General features: G+C 68.0%; 18 protein-coding genes. 9 read left to right on the forward strand and 9 right to left on the reverse strand.

The features are described from left to right. Nucleotides 1–30: 30 nt before the first annotated feature. Complete coding sequence (locus ACN0RJ_RS21860; RefSeq protein ID WP_417722488.1) at nt 31–468, reverse strand: PaaI family thioesterase; 438 nt, start codon at nt 466–468, stop codon at nt 31–33. 129 nt (nt 469–597) lie between these two features. Between ACN0RJ_RS21860 and ACN0RJ_RS21865 the strand changes: the two genes are divergently transcribed. Continuing rightward, nucleotides 598–1,395 (forward strand): enoyl-CoA hydratase/isomerase family protein, encoded by a 798-nt coding sequence (locus ACN0RJ_RS21865; RefSeq protein ID WP_417722487.1) that lies wholly within the window; start codon nt 598–600, stop codon nt 1,393–1,395. 230 nt (nt 1,396–1,625) lie between these two features. On the opposite strand, the gene ACN0RJ_RS21870 is transcribed toward ACN0RJ_RS21865, so the two are convergent. The 7 genes from ACN0RJ_RS21870 to ACN0RJ_RS21900 all read right to left on the reverse strand — a co-directional run bounded on the left by ACN0RJ_RS21870 (nt 1,626) and on the right by ACN0RJ_RS21900 (nt 8,690). Further along, on the reverse strand, nt 1,626–2,627 hold the full coding sequence (locus ACN0RJ_RS21870) for a branched-chain amino acid ABC transporter permease (protein ID WP_417725659.1): 1,002 nt from the start codon (nt 2,625–2,627) through the stop codon (nt 1,626–1,628). Further along, nucleotides 2,624–3,505, reverse strand: a complete 882-nt coding sequence (locus tag ACN0RJ_RS21875; protein WP_417722485.1) for a branched-chain amino acid ABC transporter permease — start codon at nt 3,503–3,505, stop codon at nt 2,624–2,626. The genes ACN0RJ_RS21870 and ACN0RJ_RS21875 overlap by 4 nt, the downstream gene beginning before the upstream one ends. A gap of 9 nt (nt 3,506–3,514) precedes the next feature. Continuing rightward, nucleotides 3,515–4,207, reverse strand: a complete 693-nt coding sequence (locus ACN0RJ_RS21880) for an ABC transporter ATP-binding protein (RefSeq protein ID WP_417722484.1) — start codon at nt 4,205–4,207, stop codon at nt 3,515–3,517. Continuing rightward, nucleotides 4,200–4,952, reverse strand: a complete 753-nt coding sequence (locus ACN0RJ_RS21885; RefSeq protein WP_417722483.1) for an ABC transporter ATP-binding protein — start codon at nt 4,950–4,952, stop codon at nt 4,200–4,202. The genes ACN0RJ_RS21880 and ACN0RJ_RS21885 overlap by 8 nt, the downstream gene beginning before the upstream one ends. 102 nt (nt 4,953–5,054) lie before the next feature. Beyond that, nucleotides 5,055–6,248 carry an ABC transporter substrate-binding protein gene (locus tag ACN0RJ_RS21890; protein ID WP_417722482.1) on the reverse strand — a complete coding sequence of 398 codons (1,194 nt, stop codon included), beginning with the start codon at nt 6,246–6,248 and terminating at the stop codon, nt 5,055–5,057. Nucleotides 6,249–6,435: 187 nt separating this feature from the next. Further along, nucleotides 6,436–7,578, reverse strand: coding sequence for an acyl-CoA dehydrogenase family protein (locus ACN0RJ_RS21895; RefSeq protein WP_417722481.1), 1,143 nt, complete (start codon nt 7,576–7,578; stop codon nt 6,436–6,438). Next, nucleotides 7,575–8,690, reverse strand: a complete 1,116-nt coding sequence (locus ACN0RJ_RS21900) for a CaiB/BaiF CoA transferase family protein (protein ID WP_417722480.1) — start codon at nt 8,688–8,690, stop codon at nt 7,575–7,577. The genes ACN0RJ_RS21895 and ACN0RJ_RS21900 overlap by 4 nt, the downstream gene beginning before the upstream one ends. 98 nt (nt 8,691–8,788) lie before the next feature. Between ACN0RJ_RS21900 and ACN0RJ_RS21905 the strand changes: the two genes are divergently transcribed. Beyond that, nucleotides 8,789–10,345: a long-chain-fatty-acid--CoA ligase gene (locus tag ACN0RJ_RS21905; RefSeq protein ID WP_417725660.1), complete on the forward strand. Its 1,557-nt coding sequence runs from the start codon at nt 8,789–8,791 to the stop codon at nt 10,343–10,345. A 19-nt stretch (nt 10,346–10,364) separates the two neighbouring features. On the opposite strand, the gene ACN0RJ_RS21910 is transcribed toward ACN0RJ_RS21905, so the two are convergent. Then, nucleotides 10,365–10,775, reverse strand: coding sequence for a VOC family protein (locus ACN0RJ_RS21910; RefSeq protein WP_417722478.1), 411 nt, complete (start codon nt 10,773–10,775; stop codon nt 10,365–10,367). Nucleotides 10,776–10,897: 122 nt separating this feature from the next. Between ACN0RJ_RS21910 and ACN0RJ_RS21915 the strand changes: the two genes are divergently transcribed. From ACN0RJ_RS21915 to ACN0RJ_RS21945, 7 genes are all read left to right on the forward strand, one after another. Continuing rightward, a complete protein-coding gene (locus ACN0RJ_RS21915) occupies nt 10,898–11,686 on the forward strand; it encodes an SDR family NAD(P)-dependent oxidoreductase (RefSeq protein WP_417722477.1) in 789 nt (262 codons plus the stop codon). Between the two features lie 139 nt (nt 11,687–11,825). Next, nucleotides 11,826–13,472 (forward strand): AMP-binding protein, encoded by a 1,647-nt coding sequence (locus ACN0RJ_RS21920; protein ID WP_417725661.1) that lies wholly within the window; start codon nt 11,826–11,828, stop codon nt 13,470–13,472. 56 nt (nt 13,473–13,528) lie between these two features. After that, a complete protein-coding gene (locus ACN0RJ_RS21925; protein ID WP_417722475.1) occupies nt 13,529–14,770 on the forward strand; it encodes an acyl-CoA dehydrogenase family protein in 1,242 nt (413 codons plus the stop codon). Next, entirely contained in the window at nt 14,767–15,816 is a 1,050-nt protein-coding gene (locus ACN0RJ_RS21930) for a phosphotransferase family protein (RefSeq protein WP_417725662.1), read from the forward strand. The genes ACN0RJ_RS21925 and ACN0RJ_RS21930 overlap by 4 nt, the downstream gene beginning before the upstream one ends. Next, nucleotides 15,813–16,496, forward strand: coding sequence for a nitroreductase (locus ACN0RJ_RS21935; RefSeq protein WP_417725663.1), 684 nt, complete (start codon nt 15,813–15,815; stop codon nt 16,494–16,496). Before ACN0RJ_RS21930 ends, ACN0RJ_RS21935 begins: the two co-directional genes overlap by 4 nt. Further along, a complete protein-coding gene (locus ACN0RJ_RS21940; protein ID WP_417722472.1) occupies nt 16,493–17,317 on the forward strand; it encodes an SDR family NAD(P)-dependent oxidoreductase in 825 nt (274 codons plus the stop codon). Before ACN0RJ_RS21935 ends, ACN0RJ_RS21940 begins: the two co-directional genes overlap by 4 nt. Continuing rightward, a complete protein-coding gene (locus tag ACN0RJ_RS21945) occupies nt 17,314–18,126 on the forward strand; it encodes an SDR family NAD(P)-dependent oxidoreductase (protein WP_417725664.1) in 813 nt (270 codons plus the stop codon). The genes ACN0RJ_RS21940 and ACN0RJ_RS21945 overlap by 4 nt, the downstream gene beginning before the upstream one ends. The last annotated feature ends 109 nt before the right edge of the window (nt 18,127–18,235 follow it).

Raw genomic sequence — 18,235 nt, forward strand, 5'->3', positions numbered from 1 at the left:
GGTCCGGCAGCCCGACCCTGCCGCCGGTCGCTAATCGCGCTCCAGCTTGTAGATCCCGCTTGCCCGCAGGCAGGGCGTGCCGTCGGCGGTGACGAGCGCCTGGAAGAACAGCAGCCGCCCGGTCTCGCGCACCACTTCGGGCGTGCTCTGCACCCAGGCACCCTCCGGTGCCGGCGCCACGTAGTCCAGCGACAGCGACACCGTCGGGCTTTTCACCCTGAGCCCGATGGTCTTTTTCAGCGCCGCGCCCTGGATGTCGGCAAAGGTCGCCAGCACCCCGCCGTGACAATTTCCCATCCCGTTGAGCTTGGCCGTCGTCACCCGGAAGCCGAGCTGCCATGCGCCGTCCTCGAGGCGGCGTTCGTAGAACGGGCCGATGTGGGATTCGATCGCGGTCCGGCCGGTCAGTTGCGTGAACCCCTCGGGGGGTGCATCCTGCGCGCCGGGGCGCTCTGCAAGGTCTGTCATGGTCCCTCCCCTTCCCGCCGCCATCCGGGGCGCGGGCAAAATCCGGCGGCTGCCGTATATCGTGCTCTTGCTAATCGTACGCATATGTACAACATTGGCAAGAGCTTCGGAACCCCGGGAGGACGCAGGATGGACGAGATCGCACTGGACACGCTGACATGCCGCATCGACGACGGGCTTGCCGTCGTGACGCTGACGGAGGACAAGCGCGGCAATCCGATAGACGGGCCGTTCTGCCGCGACATGAACGCGATCTCGGTCGCCTTCGCCACCCGCTCCGACGTGCGCGCGGTGCTGATCCGGGCCGAGGGGCGGCTGTTCTCGGTCGGCGGCGACATCCGCAGCTTCGTCACCGACCGCGAGGGGCTTCCGGCCAAGGTGATCGGCTGGACCTCGGATCTGCACATGGCCATCGGGCGGATGCAGCGCATGAACGCGCCGGTGATCTGCGAGGTTCACGGCGACGTTGCCGGCGGGGCGGTGTCGCTCGTGGCGATGGCGGACGTGGTCTTTGCCGCCGAGACGGTCAAATTCAACGCGGCGTTTTCGATGATCGGGTTCTGTGCCGATTCCGGCTCGACCGTGTCGCTGTCGAACCGGATGGGGCTGTCGCGGGCCAAGCGGTTCCTGCTGTTGTCGGAATCGCTGGACGCGGCGCAGGCCGAGGCGGCGGGGCTGGTGGATTTCGTGACCCCGGCGGAGGCGCTTTCGGCCGCGTCGGAAAAGCTGGCGCGCAAGCTCGCGGCGGGGCCGACGCTGGCCTATGGCGAGATCAAGCGCACCATGATGAGCGCCCGCACCGAGGCCTTCGAGACCCAGCTCGAGAACGAGGCCCAGGCGCTGGCCAAGCTGGCCGCGACGGACGATGCCTGGGAAGGGCTGACAAGCTTTGCCGAACGGCGCAAGCCGGTGTTCCGGGGACGCTGAGAGGTCGGCAACGGGGGGCATTCTCCGCCCCCCCGGCGCCAGGTCGTGCCGAGCCGCGCGGGCGCCTGCCCGTGGGGTGGCGCTGCGACGGCTGAACGGCACGCGTCATGGTGCCATCGACTGCATCGCCCCGAGGTCCCTGAAAACGTCACAAACGCGCCGACCCGCAGGGACGGGCAGGCGCCCGCGCGGCGCCCTTCGGGCTTTGCTCCGCGCGGGGCGTTGCCGGCTTACAGGTGCTCCTTCCAGAGCCTCTGCAACCCGCCGATCAGCCCCTGGCGGAACACCAGCACGAAGGCCACGAAGACCACCCCCTGGATCAGCAGCACCCAGGGCCCGTAGGGTGCGAGGAAATGCTCCAGCGCCAGCACGAGGTAGGCCCCGGCCACCGGCCCGAAGATCGTGCCGATGCCGCCGACGAGGGTGATCAGCACCACCTCGGTCGTGGCGGTGACGGAGACGTCGGTCAGGGTGGCGATGCCGAAGATCACCGTCTTCAGCGAGGCCGCGAAGCCCGACAGCGCGGCGGAAAGGGTGAAGGACACCAGCTTGAAGCGGTCCACGTCGTAGCCCAGCGACTTAGCCCGCTCGGCATTGTTGCCGATGGCGCGCAGCACCTGCCCGAAGGGCGAATGCACGATCCGGTTGTAGAGCACCAGCACTCCCAGCACGATGACCGACATCATCCAGTAGAGCGCCGTGTCGTTGCCCAGATCGACGATGCCCAGCAGGGTGCCGCGCGGCACCGACTGGATGCCGTCCTCGCCGCCGGTGAAGGGTGCCTTCAGCGCGATGAAATAGACCATCTGTGCCAGCGCCAGCGTGATCATCGCGAAATAGAGCCCCTGCCGGCGGATCGCGATCCAGCCGAACACCGCCCCGAGCGCCCCGGCGAACAGCGTCCCCGCCAGCACCGCGAGTTCGAACGGCAGGCCCCATTGCGTCGCCGCATGGCCGCAGAGATAGGCCCCCATGCCGAAGAACGCCGCGTGGCCGAAGCTCATCAGCCCGGTGTAGCCGAGCAGAAGGTTGTAGGCGCAGGCGAAGATGATGAAGCAGTAGATCTTCATCAGGAAGATCGGGTAGAGCACCATCGGCGACAGCACCACGACGGCGGCAAAGACCAGGAACAGGATCGTCCGTGCCGGGGTGAATCCGAGGATTGCGAACTTGCCTTGATCGGCCACGCGCCTTGCTCCCTTGATGTGACGTTCGATGTCCGCGCCGTTCATGCCATCTTCCCGAACAGCCCGCGCGGACGCAGGATCAGCACCACCACCATCGCGACGAAGATGACGGTGGAGGAGGCCTCGGGGAAGACCGCCTTGGTCAGCCCTTCGAGCAGGCCCAGCCCGAGGCCGGTGACGATGGAGCCGAGGATCGAGCCCATGCCCCCGATCACCACCACCGCAAAGACCACGATGACGATGTTGGTGCCCATGGCCGGATCGACCGACATGATCGGCGCCGCCATGACCCCGCCGAAGGCGGCCAGCGCGACGCCGGCGCCGTAGGTCAGGGTCAGCATCACCGGCACGTTGATCCCGAAGGCCTGCACCAGTTTCGGATTGTCGGTGGCGGCACGCAGCTTGGCGCCGAGCGGCGTGCGCTCGATCACCGCCCAGGTGACGAGGCAGAGCACGACACCCGCCGCGACCACCCAGACCCGATAGAGCGGCATCACCATGAAGCCGAGGTTGACCGCACCGCGCAGGCTGGGCGGAATGGAGTAGGGCAGGCCCTGCGGACCGAAGACGATGCGGATGAAGCCCTCGGCGAACAGCGCGAGGCCCAGCGTCAGCAGCAGCCCGTAGAGGTGATCGAGCTTGTAGAGATGGCGGATCAGCGCCACCTCGACCAGCAGCCCCAGCGCGCCGATGATGAGCGGCGCCAGCACCAGCGCGCCCCAGTAGCCGATGCCCAGCGTCTCGCCCAGCATGTAGGCGACGAAGGCGCCCAGCATGAAGAACACGCCGTGGGCGAAGTTGATGACCCCGAGCAGGCCGAAGATGATGGCGAGGCCCAGCGACAGGATGGCGTAGAACACCCCGTTCACCAGCCCCAGCACCATCTGGCCGATCAGCAGGTTGATGTTGAAATCAAACAGCATGGCGTTCCCTCAGACCCCCAGCAGCCGGTCGACGCGGTCGATGTTGGCGGCGAATTCCGCCGCCTCCATCCGGTCGACGATGGCGCCGTTCTCGATCAGGTAATGCACGTCGGCGAGGCCCTCGACGAAATGCGCGTTCTGCTCGACCAGCAGGATGGTGTAGCCCAGCTCCTTGATCTCGGCGATGGTGCGGGCGATCTGCTGCACGATGACCGGGGCGAGACCCTCGGTCGGCTCGTCCAGCAGCAGCACCCGCGCGCCGGTGCGCAGGATGCGGGCGATGGCCAGCATCTGCTGCTCGCCCCCCGAAAGCTGCGTGCCCCGGCTCGATCCGCGTTCCTTGATGTTGGGAAAGAGCGTGTAGAGATGTTCGGTCGTCATGCCGCCGCTGGCGATGACCGGCGGCAGGAACAGGTTCTCGCTCACCGTGAGCGAGGGAAAGATCCCCCGGTCCTCGGGGCAGAGCGCGATGCCGCGCCGGGCGATCTGGTCGGGGCGCAGTTTCAGCAGGTTGTCGCCGCGCAGGGCGATGCTGCCCTCGGTCCGGTCCATCAGGCCCATGATGGCGCGCATCGTCGTGGTCTTGCCCGCGCCGTTGCGGCCGAGAAGCGAGACGACCTTGCCCTCGGGCACCGACATGTCGATGCCGTGCAGGACGTGGCTTTCGCCGTACCAGGCGTTCAGGCGTGCGATCTCAAGCATGGGCGGTCCCCAGGTAGGCTTCGACGACAAGCGGGTCGGCCGCCACCTCGTCATAGGTCCCGCGAGAGATCACCTGCCCCCGCGCCAGCACCGTGACCCGGTCGCAAAGCCCAGAGACCACCGGCAGGTTATGTTCCACCATAAGCACGGTTCGTCCGACGGCGACCTTGCGGATCAGGTCGGTGACGCGGCCGATATCCTCGCGCCCCATGCCGCTGGTCGGCTCGTCGAGCAGCAGCACCTTGGGGTCGAGTGCCAGGGTCGTGGCGATTTCCAGCGCCCGCTTGCGCCCGTAGGGCAGATCGCCCGCGCGGGTCCCGGCCCAGTCCGACAGGCCGAGATCCTCGAGCAGCGCCGCCGCGCGCTCGTTCAGCCGGTCGAGACGCCGTTCAGAGCGCCAGAAATCGAAGTTGCTGCGCCGCTCCTGCTGCAGGGCGAAGCGGACGTTGTTGAGCACGGTGAAATCGGGAAAGATCGAGGAGATCTGGTAGGAACGCACCAGCCCCTTGCGGGCGATGCGGTCCATCGGCAGGCCCGAGATGGTTTCCCCGTTGAGCCGTATCGTACCCGAGGACAGCGGCAGGTTGCCGGTCAGCAGGTTGAAACAGGTGGTCTTGCCGGCCCCGTTGGGCCCGATCAGGGCGTGTATTTCGCCCGTGGCCACATCCAGGTCGACTCCGTCCACGGCCTTGAACGCGCCGAAACTCCTGGTGATGCCCCGCACTTCGAGAGCCGTATCCGCCAACCGTTTCCCCTCCCGGTCCTGATGTTGCGGCGCGCGGGTTCGCGCGCGGGTGTCCGGACGGGGGAGCGCCTGAAGCTCGCCCCCCGCGTCCGCGAGGTCTCGTCAGCCGCCGGTCACCAGCGGGCAGGCGCTGTCCTCGAGCGAGGGCGCGATCTGGTCGGCCGCCACGGTGCCGGTGATTTCGAGGAAATCCCAGTCGCCGCTGCTTTCGGCAGGGGTCTTGGTCCGGTAGGAATAGACGTCGCGCAGGGTGTAGCCGTCGGGACGGATCGTCGCCGTCGCCCCGTTGATGAGCGGCATCGGGTTGTCCTGCAGCCAGGTCTGGATCGCATCCGCATCGGTGCCGCCGGTCGCCTTCACCGCGTTCAGGTAATGCGTCGTGAATTCATAGGCATAGGCGTTGGTAAAGGTCGGCGGACGGCTGTAGCCCTCCTGGAACCGGGTGGCAAAGGCGCGGGTGTCGTCGTTCTGGTCCCAGTAGAACTGGATCGTCCCGGTGACGTTCTGCAACGTGTCGAGCCCGGCGGAATGGATGTCGGTGATCGCCAGGTAGAACGGCGACAGGCTCGCCGTGACGCCGAATTCCTGCGCCTGCTTGGAGATGGTGTTCTGCCAGGCGCCGAAGGTCGCCATGCCGATGTTGCTTGCGCCGCTGTTCATCGCCTCCAGCAGGAAGGACGAGAAATCCGTGGTCTGCGGCGAATGGATGACCGATCCGACAACCTGCCCGCCCGCGCCTTCGATGGCCTTGGTGGCCTGCGCCTGAAGATCGTGGCCCAGCGAATAGTCGACAGTGATGAAGAACCACTTGTCGCCGCCCGCCTCGACCTGCGGCAGGGTGACCGCGCGCGCCAGCGCCGAGGTGTCCAGCAGCATCATCGACTGGTGCGGCCCGCAGCTTTCGTTGATGAGCTTGACGTTCGAGGCGCCCATCATCATCGTCACGTTCTTGTCGCGGATCAGGTCGCTGACGGCCAGCGCCACCGCCGAGTTATCGACGTTGAACATCAGGTTGACGTTCTTTTCGTCGACCCATTCGCGCGCGGTTCCGAGACCGACATCCGGCTTGCCGAGGTGGTCGGCGACCAGCACCTCGATCTTTTCGCCGTTCACCTCGCCGCCGAAATCCTCGATCGCCATGCGCACCGCATGCAGCGAGGCTTCGCCGGTCATGTCCGCCTGCGCGCCGGAAAGCGCGGCGAGATAGCCGATGGTCACGTCCGCCTGTGCCGGCAGGGCCGAGGCCACGGCCAGCGCGAGGGCCGAGATGGCCGATTTGGTCCAACGTAGAGTCATGTGATCGCTCCTCCCTATGAGCTGCGGCGTTTCCACTCGCCGCGACCGGGACCGGCCGGGCTGCGCGGTATCGGCGCCTCGGACATTTACCCCAGATTAAAATACGCTAGCTTATCTTATCGCATCTGCCAAGATTTAAATACGCTACCGTATTTTTTGCTGGATGATTTTCGCGCGCCCCCGCGGCTCAGTAGGGCACCGCCGCGCGGCCGATCTTCTGCCGGGCGATGATCTGCTTCATCACCCCCGCCGTACCGTCGCCGATCTGCAGCCCCATCACGTCGCGCATGCGCTGCTGGTGCGGGCTGTCCATGGACCAGCCGTAATGCCCGAAGGACAGCAGGCAGTTGTGGATCACCTCGGCGGCGAATTTCGGCCCCATCCACTTGCACATGGCCGCTTCGGAGGTATGGGGCATCCCCGCCTCGCGAAGCTGCAGCGTGTGGTAGGCCAGCTGGCGGATCGCCTCCATCATCGATTCGCCCTCGGAGAGCGGAAAGCTCACGCCCTGGAACTGGCCGATGGGCCGCCCGAAGGCCTGACGCTCCTTCACGTAGGCCCAGGCCTCGTCGAGCGAGGCGCGCGCCGCCCCGACGCATTCCAGCGCGATCAGGGCGCGGGAATAGTCGAATCCGTGCATCACCTGGGTAAAGCCGCTGCCCTCCGGTCCCAGCCGGTAGCGTTCGGGAATCACCACGTCGTCAAAGAACAGCGACCCGCGCCCGACGACCTTGTGACCGAAATCGTCGAAGACCAGCCGTTCGATGCCCGGCGTGCCTTCGGGGATGAAGAAGGCCGAGACGCCGCGCGCGCCCTCGTCGGGGCCGGTGCGGGCGAAGACAAGGAAGATGTCGGCACTATCGACGAAACTGATCGAGGTCTTTTCCCCGGTCAGCACGTAGTCGCCCCCGACCTTCCGCGCCCGCAGTTCCAGCCGCGCCGCATCCGAGCCGCCGCGCGGTTCGGTCAGGCAGATCGCCATGATCTTTTCGCCCGCGATCATCTGCGGCACCCATTCCTGCGCGATCTCGGGCGTGGCGTGCTGCAGCAGCACTGCGGCGTTCAGCGAGACGTTCACCGGGATCGCCGCGATGTTGAAATCGCCGTAGGCCAGCGCCTCGGCGACGATGCCGGTCATGATCGCATCGGCCCCGAGCCCGCCGTAGGCCTCGGGCAGATCGGTGCCGAGAAAGCCCATCGTGCCCAGTTCGCGCACGAGATCGCGGTCGAGCGGCACCTTCTCCCGCGCCTGGTAGCCGGGAGCGAGCACGTCGCGGGCAAAGCGGTCGGCGGCCTCGCGGATGGCGGCCTGATCGTCGTCGAAGATCATCGCGCCGCCTCCGTCACGCCCCAGTCGGCGAGGACCGCGGCGCTGTCCGCCCCGGGTTCGGGCGCGGGGTTGCGCAGGCTGCCCGGGGTCCGCGACAGGCGCGGTGCCGGGGCGGGCCAGGTCAGCCCGGCCATTTCGGCAAAGGTGCCGCGGGCCTGCATCTGCGGATGGGCGCGGGCCTCGTCCATGTCGAGCACCGGCGAGAAACAGGCGTCCCGCCCGGCCATGTGCACCTCCCATTCGTCGCGGGTGCGGGTGGCAAAGACCTCGGCAAAGCGGGCGCGCAGGGCGGGCCAGTTGGCGCGCACGTCGCGGTCGGGAAGTTCGGCCGCATCCAGCCCCAGCCCGGCGAGCAGGTTGGCGTAGAACTTCGGCTCCATCGCGCCGACCGAGACATACTTGCCGTCCCGCGTGGCATAGGTGCCGAAGAAGGGCGCGCCGCCGTCGACGATGTTGTCCTGACGGTTGGTGGTCCAGCTGCCCTGCTGGCGGAAGGCGTGGAAGGCGGACATGAGCTGCGACACCCCGTCGAGCATGGCGCAATCCACCACCTGCCCCTGCCCCGTGGCGCGGGCATGGTGCAGCGCCACCAGCAGCCCCGTGACGAGGAACATGCCGCCCCCGCCCAGGTCCGCCACCAGGTTCAGCGGCGGCGGCGGCGGCGCGTCGGCCTGCCCGATGGCATGCAGCGCGCCGGTCATGGCGAGATAGTTGATGTCGTGCCCGGCCTCCTGCGCCATCGGCCCGTCCTGCCCCCAGCCGGTCATCCGGCCGTAGATCAGCGCCGGGTTCAGCGCCAGGCACTCCTCGGGGCCGAGACCCAGCCGTTCGGCGACCCCGGGGCGGTAGCCCTCGATCAGGATATCGGCCCCGGCGATCAGCGCCCGTGCCGTCGCGCGCCCCGCTTCGGACTTGAGATCGAGCGCGACAGACCGCTTGTTGCGGTTGTAGAAGTCGAAGGGGCGCGGCACCTCGGGCTGCCAGCCGCCCTCGGGCGGGCGGTCGACGATCACCACGTCGGCGCCGAAATCGGCCAGCAACGCGCCGGCAAAGGGCGCGGGCCCCTGCCCTGCCAGTTCCACGATCTTCACATCGGACAATGGGCCAGTCACGATTCCGCTTCCTTTATTATGTACGTTATTACTATACTGTAGCTAACCATCTTTCACGGACTGCTGCAAGCCGTGGAACGCCAAGGGGGAGGAGACCGATGCAGATTACCCAATTCGTCCGACAGGCCGTGACCGCGAACCCGCAGGGCACTGCGACGGTGTTCGAGGACCGCAGCCGCAGCTGGACGCAGGTGGCGGACCGTGTCGCGCGGCTGTCCGGCGCGCTGCGCGGGCTCGGTCTCGAAGCCGGGGATTTCGTGGCGGTGCTGTCGATGAACAACGACCGATACGTCGAGCTGTTCTATGCCATCCCCCACGCGGGCGGTTGTTTCGCCCCGATGAACGTGCGCTGGTCCGAGGCCGAGAACGCCTATGCCCTGCGCGACTGCAATGCCCGCATGCTGTTCGTCGGCACCGATTTCGTCGAGCAGGCGCGCAAGCTCGCGGCGGAGTTTCCGCTGCGGGCGATGATCTACATGGGCGAAGGCGCGGTGCCCGAGGGCATGTTGTCCTACGAGGCGCTGATCGCCGACACCGCCCCGGCCGAGGATGCGGGACGCGGCGGCGAGGACATGTACGCGGTGTTCTACACCGGCGGCACCACGGGCGATCCCAAGGGCGTCGCCTTTACCCACCAGGCGCTGTGTTCGGCCACGCTGGCCTATCTCTGCATGTTGCCCGACATCGAGGATCTGAGCTTTGCCTATGTCGGCGGGTTCTTCCACTTCTCCGCCTCCAGCGCCGCGCTCTACATCACGCTGACCGGGGGCACCCATGTCGTGCTGCCCAAGTTCGAGCCGGTGCCGATGATGCGGGCGATCACCGAACACAAGGTGACCAACGCGGTGATGGTGCCGACGATGATCACCATGATGCTGAACCACCCCGATTTCGCGCGCTACGATCTGTCGAGCCTGCGCACGCTGGTCTACGGCGGATCGCCCATGCCGCGCGAACTGATGGAGGAGGCCTCGAAGAAGCTGCCGGGATGGCGCTTCTACCAGATCTACGGCATGACCGAGACCGGCGGTTTCGCCTCGATGCTGCGCTGGCGGGACCACGTGTTCGACGGCCCGACCGCGCATCGCATCGGCGCGGGCGGCCAGCCGGCACCGGGGGTCGAGATCCGCATCGTCGATCCCGAGACCGGCGCCGAACGGCCGCGCGGCGAGGCGGGCGAGATCATCATGCGCTCGGACTACCTGATGAAGGAATATCTCGGCAAACCCGAGGAGACGGCGAAGGCGCTGCGCGACGGCTGGATGTTCTCGGGCGATGCCGGGCACATGGACGCGGACGGCTATGTCTACGTGGCCGACCGGGTCAAGGACATGATCGTGACCGGCGGCGAGAACGTCTATTCCATCGAGGTCGAGCGCGCGCTCTACAGCCATCCGGCGGTGATGCAGGCCGCGGTGATCGGCATTCCCTCCGAGGCCTGGGGCGAGGAGGTGCACGGCATCGTCGTGCCGCGCCCCGGTCACAGCGCCTCGGCCGAGGATCTGATCGCCCATTGCCGCACCCGGATCGGCGGCTACAAATGCCCCAAGTCGATCACCTTCCGCGACGAGCCGCTTCCGGTCGGCCCGGCCGGCAAGGTGCAGAAGAACGTGCTGCGCGATCCGTTCTGGGAGGGGCGCAGCCGCAAGATCTGAGGCTGCGCCGGAACCTGCCTCAGCCCGCTTCGCCCGCGACGAAGCGGGCGACATCCCCCTTCGGGCAAAGCTCGATGATCGTGCCGTGGCCGTCGCCCTTGGTGATCCAGCCACGGTGCAGCGGCAGGTTCTCGGTCGGTTTCTGGTGGTAGGCCCTGATGCCCTCGTCCCGAAGTCGGGCGATCTCGGCCTCGAGGTCGTCGACCTCGAGCGCGACCACCACGTCGCCGGGGCGCATCTCGGACTTGCCCGAGGATTCGACCAGTTCGATCGCCAGCCCGCCCTGATTGGTGAAGAAGGCCAGCCGCAGGCCCAGCTCGGGCACCTCGCGCAGGACCGGGTCGCCCTGTCCGATCAGGCTGCGGTAGAACGGGATCGCGGTGTCGAGATCGGCCACGAAGATACCGATATGATCGAGTGCGCCGGCCATGAGAATTCCTCCCCCAATGTAGAACGCTAGTTTACTTTCATCAAGCTTACCGTACAATGCCCTCCAAGGATTGCAACGGGAAGATGCAACGGCAGGAGGGCCGGCGCATCGGGGGAGGATGCATGAAACGACTTCAGGGCCGCAGGGCCATCATCACCGGCGGCGGCAGCGGCATGGGCCGCGCCAGCGCGCTGCGTTTTGCCGAAGAGGGCGCCATCGTCATGGTCGTCGGACGCCGCGAGGCGCCGCTGGAAGAAACCGCCGCCGAGGTGCGCGCGGCGGGCGGCACCTGCCTGACCCACGTCGCCGATGCGGGCGACGAGGCCGGCATCCAGGGCGCCATCGACCGCATGGTCGCGGAACACGGCGGGCTGGAGGTGTTCTTTGCCAATGCCGGGAACACCGATTCCGTCAAACCCTTTGCCGAGCAGACGGTGGCGCAATGGGAGGGCATGTTCCGCGACAACGTCATCACCGCCTTTGTCGCCTGCAAGCTCGCGGGCAGCTACATGGCGGCCAACGGCGGCGGGTCGATCATCCTCAATTCCTCGACCGGGAGCCTGCGGGCGCGCGGCGGGACCGAGGCCTACGGCGCCGCCAAGGCCGGGGTGAATCACCTCACCATGACCGCCGCCTGCGCCTTTGCGGGCACCAATGTCCGGGTCAACGCCATCCTGCCCGGCCTGACCGAGACCGGCCTCACCAAGCCGATGTTCGACTGGGCCCGCGCCAATGGCAAGGAGGACCGCATGGGCAAGCTGACGCCGATGCAGCGGCCCGGATATGTCGAGGATATGGCAGGGGTTGCCGCCTTCCTCGCCTCGGATGACGCGGCCTACATGGACGGCCAGCTGCTGCCGGTGGACGGCGGGATCTCGGCCACCCATCCGGCGGGCAAGTTCGTCTACTGACACCGCCGGGCCCCGGAAAACCGACGGGGCGCTTGACAGGGCACAATATGATGTGCCTTTGTATAGTAACCTAGATTACTTAATTTGGGAGGACGCGCGAAGAGGAACCGCGCGGACTCCGGCTCAGGGAGGAACGGGGATGTCTGAAGGGTTTGATCTGGTCGCCCACAAGCAGGCAATGCGCGATGCGGGCTGGTGGCAGGACAAGACGCTCGACGATCTGCTGGAGGCCGCCATCGCGAAACATCCGGAGCGCAAGGCCGTCGTCGCCTATCGCCAGGACGCGGGTTATGACGCGCCGTTTCACACGCTGACCTACGCCGAGCTGGGCGATGCGGTGGCGCAGGCGGCGGGATCGTTCCGCGCCATGGGCATCGGCCCCGGCGACGTCGTCGGCGTGATGCTGCCCAACTGGTGGGAATTCGTCGTCGCCTCGCTCGCCCTCGGGCGCATCGGCGCGGTGCCGAACCCGCTCATGCACATCTTCCGCGAGCGCGAGCTGCGCTTCATGCTGGGCTTTGCCGAGGCCAAGGCCATTCTCATCCCGCACAGCTTCCGCGGCTTCGCCTTCGGGCCGATGCTGGACGGGCTTCGGGCCGACCTGCCGCACCTGCAGCATGTCATCGAGGTCGGCGGCGACAGCCGCGACTTTGGCGAACTGGTGATGAACTCCGGCGCCGCGCCGGTCTCCGCCGCCGAGGGCACCCCGGTCGCGACCGACGAGATGGCGGTGCTGATGTACACCTCCGGCACCACGGGCGAACCCAAGGGGGTGATGCACTGTTTCAACACCCTGACCGCCTGCGTCACCGCGCTCGGCAAACGCTTCGGGCTCGGGGATGACGAGGTGGTGTTCGGCTGCACCCCGTTCGGCCACATGACGGGTTATGCGGCGGCGATGGTGCAGGCGCTCTATTTCGGCGGCACGCTGGTGATGATGGACGTCTGGGAACCCAAGGCCGCGGTCGCGATCATGGTGCGCGAGGGCGCCACCCACATGCCGGGCGCGACGCCCTTCCTGGCCGACATGTGCCGGGTGGTGTCCGAAGGCGCCGAGAAACCGGCGCTGCGCACCTTCCTCTGCGGCGGCGCGCAGATCCCGCCGGTGGTGATCGAGAACGCCCGCTCCATGCTGGGCCTCGGCGCCTCGTCGCTCTGGGGCATGACCGAGGCGCTCTCGGGCAGCCTGACGGAGCCGGAAAAGGCGCACCTGCATTCCGCCTCCACCGACGGCCGCGCGGTCGAGGGGGTCGAGCTGCTGATCGCGGACGAGGATCTGAACCCGATGCCGGTGGGCGAGACCGGGCGGCTCTACTTCCGCGGGGCGCAGCAGTTCCTCGGCTATTACAAGAAGCCGGGGCTGGACGGGCGCGGCCCGGAAGGCTGGTTCGACACCGGCGATCTGGCCTACATGAATGCCGACGGCTACATCCGCATCGACGGGCGGTCCAAGGACATCATCATCCGCGGCGGCGAGAACGTCCCCGTGGTCGAGGTGGAGGCGGTGCTCTACAGCCATCCGCGCGTGGCGGATGCGGCGATCGTCGGCTACCCGGATGCCCGCATGGGCGAACGCGGCTGCGCGTTCCTCACGCTCAAGGACGACGCGCCCTTCACCATGGAAACGCTCTGCGCCTGGATGAAGGAAAAGGGCGTGGCCAAGCAATACTGGCCCGAGGCGCTGGAGGTGATCGACACCATGCCGCGCACCGCCTCCGGCAAGATCCAGAAATTCGTGCTCAAGGACCAGGCCGCCCGGCATTCCGACGTGACGGCCGAGGCCTGACATTCGCGCCGGGGCACCCCGCCCCGGCGCCCGACGATCTCAAGGGAGGGGATTGCGTGGACTTCGATCTGCCAAAGAACATCACCGACAAGCTGGCCGAACTGGACGCTTTCATCGAAACCGAGATCAAGCCGCTGGAGGCGGAGAACATCCGGTTCTTCGACCACCGCCGGGAATATGCCCGCACCGACTGGGAAAACGACGGTGCGCCGTCGGAGGACTGGCGCGCGGTGCTGACCGAGATGGAGCGCCGCGCCGATGCCGCCGGGTTCCTGCGTCTCTGCCTGCCGGAAAGCTGCGGCGGACAGGCGGCGGGCAACCTGATGAACGCGGTGGTGCGCGAGCATCTCGCGGGCAAGGGGCTGGGCCTGCACAACGACCTGCAGGACGAGAACTCGGTCGTCGGCAACTTTCCCATCGTGCCCGCCATCGCGCGCTACGGCACCGAGGAGCAGAAGAGCTTCATCGAGGGCATCATCACCGGCACCAAGCACCTCAGCTTCGCGCTGACCGAACCGGGGCATGGCTCGGACGCGACCTGGCTCGAAACCCGGGCGGTGCGCGACGGCGATCATTGGGTCATCAACGGCAAGAAGCGCTGGAATTCGCAGGTCGGTCGGGCGCATTCCAACCTCGTCTTCGCGCGCACCAGCGGCAAGGACGGCGAAAGCCGGGGCATCACCGCCTTCATCGTGCCGACCGACGCGCCCGGCCACAACTGGGTGCGCAACCTCTGGACCTTCAACATGCCGACCGACCACGCCGACGTGGACCTGGTCGATTGCCGGGTGCCCGACAGCGCCATCCTGCACGAAGAGGGGCGCGGCCTGGAAATCGCGATGATGTTCATCCACGAGAACCGCATCCGGCAGGCGGCGGGCAGCACCGGCGCCGCGCGCTACTGCATTTCCGAGGCGGTCAACTATGCCAAGGAACGCGAGCTGTTCGGCGAATCCCTCGCCACGCGGCAGGCGATCCAGTTCCCGCTGGCCGAGCTTCACGCCGAATGCGAGATGGTGCGCAACTACATCTTCCGCACCGCCTGGAAGATGGACCGCATGGCCCCGGCAGAGATCACCGACGAGGTGTCGATCTGCAACTACATGGGCAACAACCTCGTCTGCCGCGCGGCGGATTTCGCCATGCAGGTGCACGGCGGGCTCGGCTATTCCCGGCACAAGCCGTTCGAACACATCTACCGCCATCACCGCCGCTACAAGATCACCGAGGGCTCGGAAGAGGTGCAGAAGCGCCGCATCGCCCACAAGCTCTTCGGTTTCGGGCGCGGTGCGGCATGAGCGCCGGGGTCGCGAGCGCCCCGCAGGGCACCGATTTCGACCCCGAGGCGCTGCGCGGGTTCCTGGCCGGTTTTCTCGGCCGCCCGGTGCCCGAGCTGTCCCTGCGCGCCACCGACGGCGGCATGTCGAACCCGACCTACTTCGTCGAGGCGGGCGACTGGCGCGCCGTGCTGCGCAAGAAGCCGCAGGGCCGGCTGGCGAAATCCGCCCATGCCATCGACCGCGAATACCGGGTGATGACGGCGCTGGCGCAATCCGACGTGCCGGTGCCGGAGCTTTATCACTACCACGAGGATGAGGGCCTGCTCGGCACGCCCTTCTACCTGATGGAGCGGCTCGACGGGCGGGTGTTCACCGAATACGCCGCGCCCGGCGTGACCGCGCCGGAACGCGCCGCGATGTACGCCTCCATGTGCGAGACGATGGCGCGCATCCACCGCCTCGATTTCGCCGCGGCGGGGCTGGGCGACTACGGGCGCCCCGGCAACTACTTCAGTCGCCAGATCAGCCGCTGGTCGCAGCTCTGGCAGCAGTACCGCAAGGGCGACGGCGACAACCCCGACCTTGACGCGATGATCGCCTGGCTGGACGCGCGCATCCCGGACAGCGAGCTTCTGTCGCTCTGCCACGGCGATTTCCGCATCGGGAACATGATGTTCCACCCGACCGAACCGCGCGTCATCGGCGTGCTCGACTGGGAGCTGTCGACGCTGGGGCATCCGCTGGTGGATGTCGCCTTCAACACCCAGGCCTGGCACATGGCCCCGGACGAAAACGGCGGGCTGCTGGGGCTGGACCTCGGCGGGCTCGGCATCCCGGACGAGGCGCCCTATCTCGAAAGCTACTACGCCGCGGCGGGCAGCACCGAGCGCATGACGGATTTCCACCGGGTCTTTGCCATGTTCCGCGCCGCGGTCGGCAGCGCCGGTGTCGCGGTGCGCGGAGAACTGGGCAATTCCACCCTGCCCGACAGCGCCCGCGTCGGCCACCGGCTGGCCCGGGCCTATGCCATGCGGGGCATGCAGATCGCGCGGAGGACGGCATGAGAGGAGACGATCCGATGATGAGCCTGGACGAAGCCCTGGCAAGGCGCCGCTCGGTACGGGGCTACCGGCCCGACCCGGTGCCGGACGCGACGATCCGCGAGATATTCTCGATGGCGCAGGCCGCGCCGTCGAACTGCAACGTCCAGCCCTGGATCTCGCACGTGGTCTCGGGCGAGGCCCTTGTCCGTCTCGGGCAGGCGATGGTCGCGGCCTCGCAGGACGGCATCGCGCCGGACCCGGATTTCCGCGCCGACCGGGGCTTCGAAGGCGTCTACCGCGAACGCCAGATCGACGCGGCGGTGCAGCTTTACGGCGCCATGGGCATCGACCGGCACGACCGGCCGCGCCGCGACTGGGCCTATCGGCGCAACCTCGAATTCTTCGGCGCGCCGCATGCGGTGTTCATCTTCATGCCGGGCGCCTTCGAGGAACGCGAGGCGGTCGACCTCGGCATCTACACACAGACGCTGATGCTGGCCATGGTGTCGCGCGGGGTGTCGAACTGCGCGCAGGGGGCGCTCAGCCTCTATCCCTCGATCATCCGCGAACATCTCGGCGTCAGCGCCGACAACCGCCTGCTGCTGGGCATCTCCTTCGGCTACGAGGACGAGACCGTCGCCGCCAATGCCGCCCGCACCGGGCGCGCGCCGCTCGACGTCGCGGTGAGGTTCCACGCATGACCGGCGCGCATTCCCCCCTGCCCCTGCAGGGCCAGGTCGCCGTCGTCACCGGCGCCGCGCGCGGCCTCGGCCGTGCCTATGCGCTGCGGCTGGCAGAGCTCGGCGCCGACATCGTGGTGGCCGACCTCAACCTTTCCGGCGCCGCCGACTGGGGCGAGGATCTGACCGCCGCCTCCGTTCCCGAAGAGGTCGAGGCCATGGGCCGCCGCGCCATCGGCGTGCAGGGCGACTTGTCGAAGCCCGAGGCGGTCACGGCGCTGTTCGCTCAGGCGACCGAGGCTTTCGGACGCGTCGACATCCTCGTCAACAACGCCGGGGGCGCCATCGCGCGCGACAGCGGCCCCCTGACCACGCAGACCAGCCAGGCCGACTACGACCTGCTGATGGACGCCAACCTGCGCTCCTGCCTGCTGTGCTGTCAGGCCGTCGCCCCGATCATGACCGCGCAGGGCAGCGGCAGCATCATCAACGTCACCTCGCAGACCGGCGTGTCGACCCTGCCCGGCGGCCCGCTGGGCGTCTACGGCGCGGCCAAGGCCGGGGTCACGGTGCTGACCCGCGCGCTGGCGGCCGAACTCGGCCCGCACGGCATCCGGGTCAACGCGATCTCGCCCGGGATCATCATGACCGCGCGGGTGGCGGCACAGGCCGCGGCGCGCGGGCTCGGCACCAATTCGCAGGCCGACTCCCTGCCGCTGCGCCGGCTGGGACGGGTCGAGGATTGCGCCGGCGTGGTCGAATTCCTCGCCCGCGATCTGTCGCAATACGTGACGGGACAGGTGATCTGCGCCGATGGCGGCGCAGTCCTGGCCGCCAGTTGAGCGCCCTGCCGCTGGCGGGCAAGGCCGCCATCGTCACCGGCGCCGCGCGCGGGATCGGCCGCGCCTACGCGCTGCGCCTCGCCCGGCTCGGCGCGGATGTGGCCATCGCCGACCTCAACCTCGCCGGGGCCGCCCGCATCGGCGAGGATCTGACCGCCGAGTCGGTCATGGCCGAGGTCGAGGCGCTGGGGCGCCGCGCCATCGGGTTCGAGGGCAACCTCAGCCGCCCGGAGGCGGCACAGGCGCTGGTCGATGCCGCGGTGGACGCCTTCGGACGCGTCGACGTGCTTGTGAACAATGCCGGGGTGGCGGTCGCGCGCAACAGCGGGACCCTGCCCAGCGACACCACGCCCGAGGCCTTCGACTACCTGATCGCGGCGAACCTCAAGACCGCGCAGCTCTGCTGTGCCGCCGTCGCGCCGGTGATGAAGCGGCAGGGTTCGGGGGCGATCGTCAACATCTCGTCCCAGACAGGGATCTCGCTGCTCGAAGGCGGCAATCTCGCGATCTACGGCGCCGCCAAGGCCGCGGTGGCCTACCTGACCCGCACGCTCGCGGCCGAGCTCGGCCCCCACGGCATCCGCGTCAACGCCATCGCGCCGGGCATCGTGGAAACCGCCCGGCTGAAGCGGCTCGACCCCGCCATGGGCATCGGTACCGGGGCGCAGCTGGAGGCGATCGCGCTGCGCCGCTTCGGCCAGGTCGAGGACATGGCGAACGTGCTGGAATTCCTCGCCACGGACCTGTCTGGCTACGTGACCGGGCAGATCATCTCCGCCTGCGGCGGCGCGGTGCTGCACCCGCACTAGCCGGGGCACCGCCCTTGCCGGGCGGCGCCGGTCCCTTTTCACCGTCGGCGTTTTTCGAATCTGGGGAGCATTGCGGAGAAGTCGCGGCCTCTGCCGTCTTCGGTTTCGA

The sequence above is a fragment of the Salipiger sp. genome (assembly GCF_048261495.1).
Taxonomy (GTDB): domain Bacteria; phylum Pseudomonadota; class Alphaproteobacteria; order Rhodobacterales; family Rhodobacteraceae; genus Salipiger.

Excerpts from the sequence above, each read along its gene's own strand:
- ACN0RJ_RS21880 (WP_417722484.1), bottom strand. The coding sequence starts at position 4,207 with ATGCTTGAGATCGCACGCCTGAACGCCTGGTACGGCGAAAGCCACGTC.
- ACN0RJ_RS21865 (WP_417722487.1), top strand. The coding sequence starts at position 598 with ATGGACGAGATCGCACTGGACACGCTGACATGCCGCATCGACGACGGG.
- ACN0RJ_RS21860 (WP_417722488.1), bottom strand. The coding sequence starts at position 468 with ATGACAGACCTTGCAGAGCGCCCCGGCGCGCAGGATGCACCCCCCGAG.
- ACN0RJ_RS21895 (WP_417722481.1), bottom strand. The coding sequence starts at position 7,578 with ATGATCTTCGACGACGATCAGGCCGCCATCCGCGAGGCCGCCGACCGC.
- ACN0RJ_RS21875 (WP_417722485.1), bottom strand. The coding sequence starts at position 3,505 with ATGCTGTTTGATTTCAACATCAACCTGCTGATCGGCCAGATGGTGCTG.
- ACN0RJ_RS21940 (WP_417722472.1), top strand. The coding sequence starts at position 16,493 with ATGACCGGCGCGCATTCCCCCCTGCCCCTGCAGGGCCAGGTCGCCGTC.
- ACN0RJ_RS21870 (WP_417725659.1), bottom strand. The coding sequence starts at position 2,627 with ATGAACGGCGCGGACATCGAACGTCACATCAAGGGAGCAAGGCGCGTG.
- ACN0RJ_RS21890 (WP_417722482.1), bottom strand. The coding sequence starts at position 6,248 with ATGACTCTACGTTGGACCAAATCGGCCATCTCGGCCCTCGCGCTGGCC.
- ACN0RJ_RS21905 (WP_417725660.1), top strand. The coding sequence starts at position 8,789 with ATGCAGATTACCCAATTCGTCCGACAGGCCGTGACCGCGAACCCGCAG.
- ACN0RJ_RS21930 (WP_417725662.1), top strand. The coding sequence starts at position 14,767 with ATGAGCGCCGGGGTCGCGAGCGCCCCGCAGGGCACCGATTTCGACCCC.
- ACN0RJ_RS21910 (WP_417722478.1), bottom strand. The coding sequence starts at position 10,775 with ATGGCCGGCGCACTCGATCATATCGGTATCTTCGTGGCCGATCTCGAC.
- ACN0RJ_RS21915 (WP_417722477.1), top strand. The coding sequence starts at position 10,898 with ATGAAACGACTTCAGGGCCGCAGGGCCATCATCACCGGCGGCGGCAGC.
- ACN0RJ_RS21935 (WP_417725663.1), top strand. The coding sequence starts at position 15,813 with ATGAGAGGAGACGATCCGATGATGAGCCTGGACGAAGCCCTGGCAAGG.
- ACN0RJ_RS21920 (WP_417725661.1), top strand. The coding sequence starts at position 11,826 with ATGTCTGAAGGGTTTGATCTGGTCGCCCACAAGCAGGCAATGCGCGAT.